Source organism: Bacillus cytotoxicus NVH 391-98, from assembly GCF_000017425.1.
Classification (GTDB): Bacteria; Bacillota; Bacilli; order Bacillales; family Bacillaceae_G; genus Bacillus_A; species Bacillus_A cytotoxicus.
Genome location: NC_009674.1, coordinates 3,148,435 through 3,164,422 on the forward strand (window position 1 = coordinate 3,148,435; position 15,988 = coordinate 3,164,422).

General features: G+C 36.3%; 12 protein-coding genes. 3 read left to right on the top strand and 9 right to left on the bottom strand.

The genetic code is table 11. The features are described 5' to 3' along the window. Positions 1-97 precede the first annotated feature (97 nt). The 4 genes from BCER98_RS15670 to cymR form a co-directional block, all read right to left on the bottom strand. Positions 98-757, bottom strand: coding sequence for a tetratricopeptide repeat protein (locus tag BCER98_RS15670; protein ID WP_012095568.1), 660 nt, complete (start codon positions 755-757; stop codon positions 98-100). A gap of 111 nt (positions 758-868) precedes the next feature. Continuing rightward, a complete protein-coding gene (gene mnmA / locus BCER98_RS15675; protein ID WP_012095569.1) occupies positions 869-1,984 on the bottom strand; it encodes a tRNA 2-thiouridine(34) synthase MnmA in 1,116 nt (371 codons plus the stop codon). 16 nt (positions 1,985-2,000) lie between these two features. Continuing rightward, positions 2,001-3,146: a cysteine desulfurase family protein gene (locus tag BCER98_RS15680; protein ID WP_012095570.1), complete on the bottom strand. Its 1,146-nt coding sequence runs from the start codon at positions 3,144-3,146 to the stop codon at positions 2,001-2,003. 35 nt (positions 3,147-3,181) lie between these two features. Beyond that, positions 3,182-3,598 (bottom strand): cysteine metabolism transcriptional regulator CymR, encoded by a 417-nt coding sequence (gene cymR, locus BCER98_RS15685; protein ID WP_012095571.1) that lies wholly within the window; start codon positions 3,596-3,598, stop codon positions 3,182-3,184. A 298-nt stretch (positions 3,599-3,896) separates the two neighbouring features. On the opposite strand from cymR, the gene BCER98_RS15690 reads away from it, so the two are divergent. Continuing rightward, positions 3,897-5,183, top strand: a complete 1,287-nt coding sequence (locus BCER98_RS15690) for a replication-associated recombination protein A (RefSeq protein ID WP_012095572.1) — start codon at positions 3,897-3,899, stop codon at positions 5,181-5,183. Between the two features lie 322 nt (positions 5,184-5,505). Here BCER98_RS15690 and BCER98_RS15695 read toward each other — a convergent pair whose 3' ends face one another. From BCER98_RS15695 to BCER98_RS15705, 3 genes are all read right to left on the bottom strand, one after another. Next, entirely contained in the window at positions 5,506-7,743 is a 2,238-nt protein-coding gene (locus BCER98_RS15695) for a SpaA isopeptide-forming pilin-related protein (protein ID WP_012095573.1), read from the bottom strand. A gap of 72 nt (positions 7,744-7,815) precedes the next feature. After that, entirely contained in the window at positions 7,816-8,622 is an 807-nt protein-coding gene (locus tag BCER98_RS15700; RefSeq protein WP_012095574.1) for a class C sortase, read from the bottom strand. Between the two features lie 93 nt (positions 8,623-8,715). Continuing rightward, positions 8,716-10,377, bottom strand: coding sequence for a SpaA isopeptide-forming pilin-related protein (locus BCER98_RS15705; RefSeq protein ID WP_148206134.1), 1,662 nt, complete (start codon positions 10,375-10,377; stop codon positions 8,716-8,718). Positions 10,378-11,020: 643 nt separating this feature from the next. Between BCER98_RS15705 and BCER98_RS15710 the strand changes: the two genes are divergently transcribed. Continuing rightward, the gene (locus BCER98_RS15710) at positions 11,021-12,259 is read left to right on the top strand and encodes an AraC family transcriptional regulator (RefSeq protein ID WP_012095576.1); all 1,239 of its coding nucleotides are present in this window, start codon (positions 11,021-11,023) and stop codon (positions 12,257-12,259) included. Positions 12,260-12,484: 225 nt separating this feature from the next. Beyond that, positions 12,485-13,135: an RsfA family transcriptional regulator gene (locus tag BCER98_RS15715; protein WP_012095577.1), complete on the top strand. Its 651-nt coding sequence runs from the start codon at positions 12,485-12,487 to the stop codon at positions 13,133-13,135. Positions 13,136-13,237: 102 nt separating this feature from the next. Here the strand turns inward: BCER98_RS15715 and BCER98_RS15720 are convergent, their stop codons facing one another. Both BCER98_RS15720 and aspS read right to left on the bottom strand, forming a co-directional pair. After that, complete coding sequence (locus BCER98_RS15720; protein ID WP_012095578.1) at positions 13,238-14,005, bottom strand: tRNA threonylcarbamoyladenosine dehydratase; 768 nt, start codon at positions 14,003-14,005, stop codon at positions 13,238-13,240. Positions 14,006-14,214: 209 nt separating this feature from the next. Continuing rightward, complete coding sequence (gene aspS, locus BCER98_RS15730) at positions 14,215-15,984, bottom strand: aspartate--tRNA ligase (RefSeq protein ID WP_012095579.1); 1,770 nt, start codon at positions 15,982-15,984, stop codon at positions 14,215-14,217. Positions 15,985-15,988: the final 4 nt, after the last annotated feature.

Consider the following 15,988-nt stretch of genomic DNA (forward strand, 5'->3'; position numbering starts at 1 on the left):
TCCTCTGCTACTCCTTTCCGACTTCTGTACTCTAATGAGCAGTAGCCCCCACCTAACTGACCTTTAGATGGAGGGGAACTGCTCATTAATGCTGTTTTTATTTACTTTCTTGTTCTAACAAACGAATACCATTCCCAGCTAAAAAGTGATCTGGCTGGATTTTCGTTGCTTTTTTAAATAAAGCAAGCGCCTTTTCCTTATTCTCTTCAAACACGTAAGCAACACCTAAATTATAATACGCATCAGCATGTTCTTTATCCATTTGTAATACCTTTTCAAAATACGGTTTCGCCTCTTTAACATGCTCTAATCGCGCAAGGCATAATCCGCATTGAAATGCTGCCTCGACATCCATTTCATCCAATTCCGCAGCTCTTTGTAGAAATGGCAACGCAAGGCGATCATTTCCAAGCTGCACATGTGTAATCCCAAGCATAAATACGATATCAGCTGATTGCAAACCACCTTGCATTGCCTGTTCAAACATTGCTTTTGCTTCTTGGAATTGCTCTCGACTATAATATATGTTCCCAAGTCCATAATAGGCAGTAGCTGATTTTTCATCTAACTCTAATGCACGTTTATAAAATAAAATTGCACGCTCGCTATCGCCTAACACATCTAGTAAATTGGCAAAGTTAATATATCCTAGAGCATCTTTTGGATTTTCTTCAATTGCCTCTGTAAAGTTTTTGGCTGCTTCTTCCCAATTTCCTTCTTGCATATATCGAATGCCTATTTCAAGCTTATTTGACATGTTCTTCACCTCTACAACAAATTATAACAAAGATTCTATTTTGTAAGCGAACAAAAATTCGCTCTTTAAAAAAGAAACCCCTGACCGCTAATCGGCAGAGGTTTCTCCGTTTTATCCTAGGTAGTCTAACTGTTCACCACTTCGGTATACTTCATCAATTGTTGCACCGCCTAAGCATTCATCTCCATCATAGAAAACGACCGCTTGTCCTGGTGTAATCGCCCGAATTGGTTCATCACAAAGAATACGGATTGTATTTTCATCTACGATTTGAACCGTTACACCGTTATCTTCTTGACGATAACGGAATTTTGCTGTGCACTTAAATTCTTTTTCTTTCGCTCTATCGCTTACCCAGTTTACATTTGTCGCAATGACTTCATCGCCGTATAAAAGTTCATTATGGAACCCTTGATCAACATATAAGATATTCTCTTTCAAGTTTTTCCCAACAACAAACCACGGGTCACCATTACCACCAATACCAAGGCCATGACGTTGCCCGATTGTATAGTACATCAGACCATCATGTTTCCCTTTTACTTCACCAGATAATGTTTGCATCACACCTGGTTGAGCAGGTAAGTAGTTGCTTAAGAAATCTTTAAAGTTGCGCTCACCGATAAAGCAAATACCTGTACTATCTTTTTTCGTAGCTGTTGCTAAACCGGCTTCTTTCGCCATTTCACGAATTTGCGGTTTCTTTAATTCACCTAATGGAAACATCGTTTTAGATAATTGTTCTTGACCTAACTGATTTAAGAAATACGTTTGATCTTTATTATCATCTACACCGCGCAACATTTTATATTCGCCATCCATATAAGCTACACGTGCATAATGTCCTGTTGCGACATAGTCTGCACCAAGCGCCATCGCATGCTCTAAAAAGGCTTTAAATTTAATTTCCTTGTTGCACATTACATCTGGATTCGGAGTACGACCAGCTCGGTACTCATCTAAAAAGTACGTAAATACTTTATCCCAATATTGCTTTTCAAAGTTTACTGCATAATACGGGATACCGATTTGATTACAAACTTCAATAACATCATTGTAATCTTCTGTTGCTGTACAGACACCATTTTCGTCTGTATCATCCCAGTTCTTCATAAAAATTCCGATTACATCATATCCTTGCTCTTTTAGTAAAAGCGCAGCTACAGATGAATCGACGCCACCAGACATCCCGATGACAACGCGCGTTTCGTGAGGTAGTTTGTTCATCATGTCACCTCCCATGCTAGTTTTGCGAGAATCGCTTCACGATTTTCACTGTTTCGTACGCCGCTTTTTCTACTTGTTCTTTCGTATTCCCAAGCCCAAAACTAAAGCGTACGGATGAACGTATTTTATCGGAATCTTTTCCAAACATCGCCACTAATACGTGTGATGGATCAATCGAACCAGCTGTACAAGCAGAACCACTTGATACTGCAATACCAGCTAAATCTAAGTTCACAAGAAACGGTTCAATATTCATCCCTGTGAAACTTACATTCAACACATGCGGCAAGCGATATTCTACATTTCCGTTTACCTCAAAAGTAATGTCTTCTTTTTGAAAGACAGCTATCATTATATCTTTAAATTCTTCATAGTGGGCACTTTTTTGCTCACGCGTTTCCTCCGCAAGTGAAATAGCATGCCCAAGCCCGACAATACTTGGCACATTTTCCGTACCAGCCCGGCGCTTTCGCTCTTGTTCTCCACCTGTTAATAAAGGTTCAAATTTCACTTGTGCGTTCGCATATAAAAAACCGACACCTTTTGGACCATTAATCTTATGAGCAGAAATGGATAATAAATCAATTCCCAGTTCTTGTACGTCAATCTTCATTAAACCATAGGCTTGTACAGCATCTGTATGGAAATAAGCTTGATGTTCTTTTAAAAGTTCTCCAATTTCTGCAATTGGTTGAACGGTTCCCACTTCATTATTTCCAAACATAACAGATACAAGAATCGTTTGATCCGTTAACGCCGCCTTCACATCATCCATTTGCACGCGCCCTGTTTCATCAACGGGCAAATATGTCACTTCAAATCCCTCGCGCTCTAGCACCTCACATGTATGCAAAATAGCGTGATGTTCAATCTTTGTCGTAATAATATGGTTCCCTTTATGACGATTTGCACGCGTTACACCTAAAAGCGCTAAATTGTCAGCCTCTGTACCGCCGCTTGTAAAAATAATTTCATTTGGATTGGCATTAATGCTGCGCGCACAAGTGCGTCTTGCTTCATCTACAGCATGGCGGGCTTGTCGTCCATAAAAATGAATACTAGAGGGGTTTCCAAACATTTCCGTCATATATGGAATCATCTTTTCGACCACTTCTGGATGAACTTTAGATGTTGCTGCATGATCTAAGTAAATGCGTTCCATTCAATCTCCTTCTTTCCAAATCGTTTCACAAGGAATTAAATGTAAAACATATAACCCCCATTATTTTCTTCCTCATAGCGTACTAAATCTTCCAATGTTGTACTATCTAATACTTCTTGTACTGCATCACGAACACGCATCCATAGTTGACGCTGTGCGGGCTCTTCCTCCTCTAGCATCTCAACGACGCTAATTGGCCCTTCCAACACACGAATTACATCGCCTGCCGTTATATTAGCTGGTTGATCAGACAATACATAACCACCATATGCCCCGCGCGTACTTTTTACAAGACGAGCATTGCGAAGCGGGGAAATTAATTGCTCTAAATAATGCTCAGATAAATCGTGCGCTTTAGCAATTGATTTTAATGAAATCGGTCCTTCACCAAACTTTTTCGCAAGATCGATCATAATCGTTAAACCATAGCGGCCTTTTGTTGAAATTTTCATCTATTTCGCACCTCTTTTCAAAATGTCACTTCTATTTGGTTATCGCTTATTTATCAAAAGAACACAATTTAAAATCCTATGAAATTATAGCATAATATAGTATTATAAGAAATTTCAACTTGTGTATTCAACATGATAGCATAAAATCACATTGAAAAACTCAGAAATCATTACAATTGAGGGAAAAATAAAACTATTTACCTATATCCTTCTTTCAAGCTCACGTCTATTTTAATTTCCAGTCAAAAAAATGATAACATAGACTTACATTCTATATAACTTAAGGGAGACGGATACAATGAAACAACCACTCGCACACCGAATGCGCCCAACAAATATTTCAGAAATTATCGGGCAACAACATTTAGTTGGTGAAGGGAAAATTTTATGGCGAATGGTTCAAGCCAACCATTTTCAGTCGATGATTTTATACGGTCCTCCTGGCACAGGAAAAACATCGATTGCTAGTGCTATTGCTGGTAGTACCGGGACACCATTTCGTCTATTAAACGCGGTAACACACAACAAAAAAGATATGGAAGTTGTCGTACAAGAAGCAAAAATGCACCGCCACCTTGTGTTAATTTTAGATGAGGTACACCGTCTAGATAAGGCGAAACAAGACTTTCTCTTACCGCATTTAGAAAGCGGGCTCCTTACTTTAATCGGCGCCACAACGAGCAATCCATTTCACGCCATTAACTCAGCGATTCGAAGCCGCTGTCAAATCTTTGAACTACATGCACTGACAGAAGATGATATTTTAACCGGATTAAAACGGGCACTAGCTGATAAAGAAAAAGGGCTCGGAGAATATCATGTAACAGTTACAGATGAAGCAATCCGCCACTTTGCAAGCGCTTCTGGCGGAGATATGCGCTCGGCCTATAATGCACTTGAACTTGCTGTTTTATCAAGCTTTGCAACAGATGAGCAAGCAGGCGAAATTACATTAGAGATTGCAGAAGAATGTTTACAGAAAAAAAGCTTTGTTCACGATAAAGATGGAGACGCTCATTATGACGTCTTATCAGCTTTTCAAAAATCAGTGCGCGGAAGTGATGTCAATGCCGCCCTTCATTACTTAGCTCGTCTAATTGAAGCAGGCGATTTACAAAGCATTTGCAGAAGACTTCTTATTATGGCATATGAGGATATTGGACTTGCTAGCCCGCAAGCTGGCCCTCGAACTTTGGCGGCCATTGAATCGGCGGAACGAGTTGGATTTCCAGAAGCCCGCATTCCACTTGCTAATGCTGTTATTGAACTTTGCTTATCACCAAAATCAAACTCAGCTTATAAAGCGCTTGATGCAGCACTCCACGATTTACGAAATGGACAAACTGGTGATATTCCAAACCACTTAAAAGATAGTCACTATAAAGGAGCTGAATCTTTAGGAAGAGGTATCGGTTATTTATATCCGCATGATTATCCAAACGGATGGATTGAGCAACAATACTTACCTGACAAAATAAAAAATAAGCAGTACTATCGACCAAAAACAACAGGAAAATTCGAACAGGCACTCTCGACTGTTTATGAAAGATTACAGAATTCGCATAAAACAAAGTCTAAAGGGTAATCTAAGCGAAAACGACATCATAATGGAGGTTTCGCTTATGAAAACGCGCCAAGATGCATGGACGAAAGAAAATGATTTCCTGTTAGCAGGAACCGATTGACGGTATTTTGCATAGCACCGTTAAAAACATTTGACGAAACAACAAACAAGCTACTCAAAACCTCCACTGCTTGTAGCTTCCAATTGAAGCAAGAAATATAAAGTGAAGGCTATTACGGACAGTAAAAACAACGAAAAGAGAAGGAATTAATTTGCTCCTCCTCTTTTCAAATCTCATCCTTATAAATCTATTAAAGCTGAACCCTTTCATTTGTCCATATTTTTATTTATGATTTCTCTTACGGAACAATAAAAATAACATTACAAACATCAACATAACACCGCTCGTATAAAATATTGTCGTCCCAGTACCGCCAGTATTGGGAATTGTCCAATCATCCTTCGTATTTTCTACTGTTATTTTTTGTGTTCCTTCCGTTTCTGTAACTTCTATCTCAATCGAATCCCTAAGCAACATGTAACCGTCCGGTGCTTTTATTTCTTTAATCATATATTTTCCAAGTGCCAATTGTTTAGAAATAGCCTTACCTTTTTCATCTGTCGTTAATATACCAACTTCTATCCCGTCTTTATTTAAAATTTGAAACATAGCCCCTTTTAATTTCATACTTGAATCCTCGGCATCCACTTTCTCAATCTCAATCTGTCCTACTGAATCAGGGGCTTTTTTATTTTTCACTATCATTTCTACTGTCTCTTTTTGTTTTACTGTTACTATTACTTTATCTTTTGATAATTCGTAGCCCACTGGTGCTTCTATTTCAACGATTTTGTATTCACCTATCGGTAAATCTTTTGATATTGCTTCCCCTTTTTCATCCGTCTCTAATTTTTCTACTACTTTTTCGTTCCCGTCTACAAGATTAAACTTCGCTCCTGCCAATGTTTTATCTACATTGTCCGTATCGACTTTCTTCAGTTTCACTCTACCTACCGGATCGGGGGCTTTTTTATTTTTCACCACCATTTCTACTGTCTCTTTTTGTTTTACTGTTACTATTACTTTATCTTTTGATAATTCGTAGCCCGATGGTGCTTCTATTTCAACGATTTTGTATTCACCTATCGGTAAATCTTTTGATATTGCTTCCCCTTTTTCATCCGTCTCTAATTTTTCTACTACTTTTTCGTTCCCGTCTACAAGATTAAACTTCGCTCCTGCCAATGTTTTATCTACATTGTCCGTATCGACTTTCTTCAGTTTCACTCTACCTACTGAATCAGGAGCTTTTTTATTTTTCACCATCATTTCTACTGTCTCTTTTTGCTTTACTGTTACCGTTACTTTATCTTTTAATAATTCATAGCCCGCTGGCGCTTCTGTTTCAACAATTTTGTATTCACCTATCGGTAAATCTTTTGATATTGCTTCTCCTTTTTCATCCGTCTCTAATTTTTCTACTACTTTTTCGTTCCCATCTACAATATTAAACTTTGCTCCCGCCAATCTCTTATCGATATTTTTCGTATCGACTTTCTTTATTTTCACTTTTCCTGTGCCATGCTTGTTCCAGTTCTTCCAGTTTAATTGAAAGTTATGCCCTTCAAACCCACCTCTTTGATGTAGTTCACCCACAAATATTTGTCCATTGATGGAACCACCTTTCGCTTCTAGCACTGCATTTGGAGCAAATACACTTCCGACAACACCATAACCATCTGTTGTAATCTTTTTGGCATTAGGAAATGCCCAAATAACTTTCTCATACAGCTTATTAAACGGTGAATGAGGATTATAAGGTTGTGAAGTCTGTACTACATCGGTAGCTGTCCCAACATTGTTTGTATCATACAATATTGACCCGTTTTTAAAAGCAATCTCTGTTGCATCAGAATACATAACAATAAAATCTTTATTATCAGCATTCGGTAAATATACATCTCTCACCTCTAAACTTGATTTCCCTGTCATTTCTGATGAAACATATATATTTGGATTCTTCATATCTTCCCCAATACCATAACTCATTTTTGGTACCGGGTTATTTGTTTTGTATTGACTTGCGTCCCTATTGACCTGATCAACTATATTACGAAACTCATTAAATTTCGCATCAATTTCTGATTTTTCTTTATAAACAATACGATTATAAGATTGTAATATGTTATTTAAATCAGCCTCTTTTGTCATTACAACGATTCCGTGTTGAACTATAAAAGATTCTCCTCTAGATTTTTTCATTTTCCCTGACAATAACAAGGATGGATATCCTTCGTCAATCCATCTTTCACCAACTATGTTACCCCCTCCAGTTGCAGCACCTACAACGGTATAACCTGACGCATCCATATCACCTTGAATTGCTATCGCTCCCTCAATATCTCCACCTATCGCACTATGATTACCAAAAACGACTGCATTATAATGAGAGATATTACCTAACCCTTTTAATTCTACTGTAGATGCATGTACTTCTTTCGGTAAATATATTACAAGATTCACACATGTAAGTAAAAAAACCATAAAATGAATACTTATCTTCTTCAATTGTGGTCTCAATTTCCCTGTCTCCACCTTCACGTTATTCTTTTTTAAAATTTTGTAAATTGAGCATATAGACAAGATTATGTTTTATCTACTTATTCTTCTCTTATAAATTGCGAATAGAAATGTACATAACAGTATGATTGGAACAATGATTATCCACTTATCGAACCATTTCCCATTACTCATTTCTTGTCGCTCTTTTTCTTTTTGACTATACTCTACACGCTCACCTCGAATAAGCAATCTATGTGTATTTGATCCATACGGCGTACATGTAACTAACGTTGTATAATCTTGATTTTCTGCAATTAGTAAATCATCCGTTTCATGTGGTAACACTACTTTTATTTGATCTACTTCATAAGCAAGAATATTATTTAAGGAATGAATATAGAAAAGATCTCCTTCAACTAACTTATCTAAATCTGTAAATAACTTTGCAGACGGTAAACCACGATGCCCCGTTAAAACAGTGTGCGTACTTTTCCCACCTACTGGGAGCGAAGATCTATCTAAATGACCTACCCCACGGCTTAATACTTCCTCAGAAGTTCCTTGATAGATTGGCAATTTTTCATCGATTTTAGGTATTTCAATATATCCCATTACATCGCCCAAATTTAAAGCATCTACGTACGATTTTTGATTACTTTTTTGTTCTTCAGCAAACGGATCTGAGAATGTTTGCGTAGAGTTTTGAACTTGTTTGTTATACTCAGCTGCTTCCATTTTCCTACGTTCAATTTCTTTCTTTTGCAATGATTTTATTTTCTTATCATAAGAGTTAATCTCAGAATAATGTGCCCTCGTCGCCAACCAATTACTGATAGTAGGATATAGGAAAATGCTAAGGCCTAATACAAAAACTCCAAAAACAATATTTCGCTTCATAGTTCTCCCCTCTATACGTACTGAAATGTCGAAAAGAGGAAAGCAAATCGCTTCTCCTCTTTTTACATTACGTGGTCAAACCTCTCTAAAAACTTAATTATTCGCAGATTTTTTTCTAAAGAAAGCAAATGCTGCCACAGCCATTAGCATAAGGCCTAGTACAGTAAAAATAGCTGTGCCCATGCCTCCTGTTGCCGGAAGAATCCAGCCGCTTTTATTATTTTCCACAGTTAATTTAATCGATTGTTTATTTTCATTAACAGTCACATCAATTGGTTCCTTTAATAATTGATAAGAACCTGTTGTACCATCTTCTTTTGTATATGTTGGTGCTTTCGTTTCAACAATTTGGTAGTCTCCATACGGAAGGTTACTCCATATAATGATACCATTTTTATCTGATACACCTTTTACTTCTCTTCCTTCTACAATGACTACCTTTCCATCGTTATCTCTTAATTCAAACTCAGCACCTTGTAATTTTTTACTATTAGCCCCATCAATTTTTGTTAACTCAATCGTTCCAGTTGTCGGAACAACAATTACTGGTTTAGATTCCTTATCGCCCGTCACATCGTTTTTGTTCGTAAACCCAATGGTCGCTTTATTCAGAATTTCCGTCCCAGCTTTTACACCTTCTTTTATTTGTGATTTAATTTGTAAATGAAATTCTTTTTTCTTATGTAACTTTACAAAGTCTTTCACAGTAGCTATCACTTTTTGACCTTCCACAACTACTTCTACAACATTTGAATCTACTTCTTTTCCATCGATTTTCACAACTGGCTTACCTTGAATCACTAAACGATTGTCTAACACGTCTGTTACAACGTACTGCTTATACTCTTTAATATCTTCTGGAATTAATGTTTTAATATCATAATTGTAATCTGTTAGTGGGTTAATTGGTAAAGCTTCTAAGTTTCCATTAATCTTTTTGTCAATTGTTGGCTCTTCATAGTTTTTCACCGCTACTTTTACTACTTCACCGGAAGTAATTGTTCCATCTTCATTAATTGTTCCAGAGTTTGCAATTAAAAACTTATATTTTGTTGGATCATTCATATATCCTTCTGGCGCTTTTGTTTCTTGAAAATAGTATTTTCCATACTCTAAGCCTTGTACGCGAATATAACCATTCTCATCTGTTACTAAGCCCTTTTTAAATTCTGTTCCATCCTCTTTAAATAAAGAGAATTCCGCCTGTGCTAGCGCTTTATTGTCTGCGCCTGTCTTCGTTAATTCTACTGCACCGCGCTTAATTTCATTCTTTGGATACATATGAACATCATAGTTTAATACATTTCCATCTTTATTTGTCAGCGGAATATCCACTGTATACGTATTTGGGTTTAAGTTAACATGCGGAGGCCCTGCTACTTCTTTCACTTCATAACGTCCTAATGGAAGCTCTTTTAATACCGCTTCTCCTTTTTCATTCGTTGTTACTTTAACCGGAGTTGCAGTCTCTACAGGTTTCACTGCTTCTTTCACAATCTTTCCATCACTCGAAATTTTCTCAAAGGATGCCACTTGTTTCACCTCAAACGTTACACCTTTTAATGGCTTGGCATCTTTCGGCACATCTTGCTTCGCAGAACCATCCCCTTCAGCCCCTGCTATTTTGTCTTTCTCTTGTTCATACTTATGAATTGTTAAAGAGCCTTTTGTTTTTGAAGCTGCATTTGCAAATAAGCTAGGCAATGTAGAAAACATTAGTACAAAGACTAAAATCATACTCAATAACTTTTTCATTTCTCTTTTCCCCTTTGCTACTTCTATCATTTTTTCAATCTATTTACCGCTATTCTTCTTAGAAAAATTAACAATGGTACTACAAGTATCAGTATTGAACGGATAACATAAAACATAGTTGTTCCAATATCCCCAATGTTTACAATTCCCCAGTTACTCTTCTTATTTTTTACTATTACATTTTCTGCCCAAATCAGATTCCTCAGTAATCTTTATTTTTATATAAATATATCCATACACTTTTTATGAATTATTGTAAAAACAAACGCTATCTCATATATCTTTGTTCCTTGTGTTATATCTCAATTCATTCCTTCGAAAATTATCCATTGACATCTCTCCCTTTTTTCCATTTGTAAGATCATATACTTTTCAAATCTAAATAGTTTTCTTGGCAGATAACATCAACAACTATGAAACAAATATAATAATTCTCAGCTTTTACGCTACCTTCAATAGCTGTTACTCACCTATTAAATAATATGTGCTATTTTTGAGAAATTATGGTATTATTCTTAGAAGTTTGGTATTTTCACTAAAAAATACCTTTTTGTTACATGTAATGACATTTACAATGCTTTATGATCAAATAAGTAATTGTCATTACGCATCTAGTACATACAACTGTAAGGAGGAAAAGAAAATGACTAAATCAATCAATCTAGTCGATATAGAATACACTTGCAATGTATTTTTTCAATCTTTCAAAATCCCAGTTTGTTTTTTAGATACTAACAAAAATATTCTTCGTAAATTTACATCACAAAATCTTTCTAACCCTCTCTATACCTCAAAGGAGGAAGAATTATATACACTTTATCAGAAAGGTGATCCATATAATGTTCCTATCTTCAGAACCACTCAATATCTAGAGCATTTCATTTTAATTCACATAAGGAACGATTACATAGTTAATGGTACGGTTATTATTGGCCCTGCAACGCATATACATTTTTCAGACGAGATAATTGACAACATGCTAAAAGATTTGAATTCCTCTACAAGTCCCAAAAAATTAAAGAACTACTTTCTTTCATTACCAGTCAAAGATAAATGGTTCTTAGTGAATATAGCATGTCTATGTTATAACTTAATCTATAAAAAGAGATTAGATACAAATACCTTTTTAAATAAGAACAACTCACTTGATGAGATAAATACAAATATCTTCAATAAATATTCATATATTCCAATAAAAAAGATGACTGAATCTATTAATTTTAATTTTTCATTAGAACAACGATTACTTGTGGCTATCAAAGATGGGGATAAAGAATCATGTCTCAAATATTATGATGCATATTCACAAGAAACAATTAAATCCATGTCTTCACTTAATCAGTTGCGATACCAAAAAAATAAAGGGATTTCTTCCATCACACTTGTTGCTAAATATGCGATAAAGGGTGGTCTTCCTTCTGGAATCGCTCGTACACTTGGTGAGATGTATATACAAAATATCGAAAAATCAAAAGATATAAAAACCATTGATAAATTGCTAAAAGTTGCTCTGTGTACATTTGCAGATCGTGTAAAGGAACATAAAGCGCAGCACCATTCAAAAGCTATCACTACTTGTCAAAACTATATTTTTAAAAATATTTACCAAAAAATATCTGTTAAGCAACTTGCTCGTATGGTCAATATGAATCCAAATTACTTATCTATATTATTCAAAGAAGAAGTCGGAATCTCATTAAATGAATATATTCAACGCGAGCGCGTAGAAGAAGCAAAAAAATTACTAACTTTAACGGATTATTCTTTATCCGACATTTGTGCTTGGCTCAATTTTAGTGACCAAAGCTACTTTACTAAAGTTTTTAAAAAGTTCACTAATAAAACACCTGGAAAATATCGAAAACACTTCACCATAATATAAAACAAATAAAAATAGTAATTAATATAAGTGAAAACAGTTCAAAATACATCTATGAATGATCAGAAGTATTACATGTACCATCCTTATATTTGTTTAATAATATAAAACGCAATACAAATTTTATTTACAAGAGGTACAAGTAAATAGCAAAATATGCAAACTAGTATAAAAGCAAACTAAAAGGGTAATCTAAGCGAAAACGACATCATAATGGAGGTTTCACTTATGAAAACGCGCCAAGATGCATGGACGAAAGAAGATGATTTCCTGTTAGCAGAAACCGTATTACGACATATTCGTAGCGGAAGTACACAGTTAAAAGCGTTTGATGAAGTTGGAGATCAGTTAAACCGAACGTCCGCAGCGTGCGGATTTAGATGGAATGCAGAAGTTCGACAAAATTATGAAGAGGCCATACAACTTGCAAAAAAACAAAGAAAAGAATTAAAACGTTCGGAAGCTAGAATAGAAAAAGAAAAATATCTCAAAACAAAAGAAGAAAAGCAACTTATAATCAATGCCAAAAGTTCAGAGGACATTCCAAGCAACTTAAAATCACTTACAATGCAAGATGTCATTTCATTTTTACAAAATATAGAACAACATCAACCTTCACTTACAAAGTTACAAAATGAAAATAAAATATTGCAAACAAAGCTTACTTCTTTACAAAAAATAAATGATGAGCTTGAAACAAAATTAGTTGCTCTAACAAAGCAACAACAAACGATTGAGAAAGATTACGCAATGCTTGTAAGAATTATGGATCGCGCACGTCATCTCGTTTCAAAAGATCAGCAAACAGAACAAATCGCCCCTATTTTTAAAACGGATCAAAATGGAGATTTGGATATTATATGTTCGGCCGAAAACTAAAAGCCTCCCCGCCATTTATTATGAGGTGGGGAGGCTTTCTTATTTGCTGAAAAAAATCATAAATATGATTTTTAATCGCAAATAAGAAAGCCTTGTTTCTCTTTAATCTTGCCCTACACGCTTCACTTCGATATTTTTGATGCGTTCGCGTACAACGTGACTAGCCATAATTAGCCCTGCTACAGATGGTACGAATGCGTTAGAAGAAGGTGGTAATTTCGCTTTACGAATTTTTGCATTTTCATCTGGAACAATCTCTTTACGTACATCCTCACGAATGACAATTGGATTTTCATCAGAAAATACAACTTTCACACCTTTTTTAATCCCTTCTTTACGAAGTTTCGTACGAATTACTTTCGCAATTGGATCCGTATGCGTTTTTGAAATATCTGCGATACGGAAACGAGTTGGATCCATTTTATTCGCCGCGCCCATACTTGAGATTATCTTAATTTTACGACGTAAACATTGCTTAATTAAATGAATCTTGTACGTAATCGTATCGGAAGCATCTACGACAAAATCTAATCCATATTGAAAGAAATCTTCATACGTTTCTTCCGTATAAAACATTTCTAATGCGATAACTTCACAGTCTGGATTAATATCAGCGATGCGTTCTTTCATTAGTTCTACCTTTGAACGTCCTACAGTAGAAACTAATGCATGAATTTGACGGTTTACGTTTGTAATATCAACAACGTCTTTATCTACTAATACAAGACGTCCTACACCAGAGCGAGCTAACGCTTCAGCTGCAAATGACCCTACGCCGCCAATCCCTAGAATACCGACTGTACTATTTTTTAATATTTCAAGTCCTTCTTTTCCAAAGGCTAATTCATTTCGTGAAAATTGATGTAACATTCAGCTCTACACTCCTATTACAAAAATGGTCTACCATGAAGTATTCTAGCGTTTTTCCGACTATTTGTATAGAAAAAGTTACACAATCTTTAAAAATACATATTGAAATAGACTGGCCATCTAACAAACATGCGAATGCCATCAAAATTTTGTTTACTCTAAAAAAGCTAGACGGAGTTAGTATACCCCATCTAGCTTCATTCTTATTTCTATTCTTTTACATTCAATTTCAAATGTAACTCTTCCAGCTGCGCTCCAGCAACCGGGCTTGGCGCATCTGTTAATAAGCAGCTTGCACTTGCTGTTTTTGGGAACGCGATTGTATCGCGAAGGTTTGTACGACCAGCAAGTAACATCACTAGACGGTCTAAACCTAATGCGATTCCGCCATGTGGTGGTGTACCATATTCAAACGCTTCTAATAGGAAACCGAACTGCTCTCGCGCCTCTTCTTGTGTGAATCCAAGTGCTTTGAACATTTTTTCTTGTACATCACGCTCGTAAATACGAAGGGATCCACCGCCAAGTTCATAACCATTTAATACAAGGTCGTACGCTTGTGCACGCGCTTTTTCAGGCGCTGTTTCTAATAGCTCAACATCTTCACGGAACGGCATTGTGAATGGATGGTGCGCCGCAAAGTAACGATTTGCTTCCTCATCATATTCAAGAAGCGGCCAATCTGTTACCCATAAGAAATTGAATTTATTTTCGTCAATTAGTTCCAGCTCTTTACCTAAGCGTAAACGAAGTGCACCTAAGCTATCTGCCACAACACTTTTCTTATCAGCTACGAATAGTAATAAATCGCCCGCAGAAGCTTCTAATGTAGTCATTATTACATTTGCTTCTTCCTCATTAAAGAACTTCGCAATCGGTCCTTTTAAGCCATCTTCTTCCACTTTTAACCAAGCTAAACCTTTTGCACCGTATACTTTTACAAATTCAGTTAATGCATCGATATCTTTACGAGAATATTTGCTTGCTGCACCTTTTGCATTAATCGCTTTTACTTGTCCACCATTTTCTACAGCACCTGTAAATACTTTAAAACCGCAGCCCGCTGCAAATTCAGATAAATCCGTTAGTTCCATTTCAAAGCGTGTATCTGGTTTATCAGAGCCATAGCGAGCCATCGCATCAGCATATGTCATACGAGGGAATGGTACGCTAATTTCTACCCCTTTTACATCCTTCATCACTTTCGTCATCATGCGTTCCATCATGTCTAAAATTTCTTCTTGCGTTAAGAAGGAAGCTTCGATATCGATTTGTGTAAATTCTGGTTGACGATCCGCACGTAAATCTTCATCACGGAAACAACGTGCTACTTGATAATAGCGCTCAAATCCACCGACCATAAGAAGCTGTTTAAATAGTTGCGGAGATTGTGGTAATGCATAAAACTCACCGTCATGTACACGACTTGGTACTAAATAGTCTCGAGCACCTTCTGGTGTACTCTTTGTTAAAATTGGTGTTTCCACCTCTAAAAATTCTTCTGTATCTAAGAAATTGCGAATTGTTTTCGTTACATCGTGACGCATTTTGAATGTATTGTACATAACAGGACGACGCAAATCTAAATAACGATATTTTAAACGAACATCTTCTGATGCATCTGTATCATCTGCAATAATAATCGGAGTTGTTTTCGCTGCATTTAAGACCGTTACTTTCGTCGCTTGCACTTCAATTTGGCCAGTTGCCATATTTTCATTAATTGCACCAGCTCCGCGCGCAACAACTGTACCTTCTACATGTAATACGTATTCACCACGAATTGTTTCTGCTACTTCTAACGCTTCTTTTGATGTTTCTGGACTAAAGACAACTTGTACAATACCTGTACGGTCACGTAAGTCGATAAAGATTAGCCCACCTAAATCGCGGCGCTTTTGTACCCAACCTTTTAATTGAACGGTTTGTCCAATTGCTTCTACTGTTACTCTTCCACATGCATGTGTTCTTTCAGCCATTACA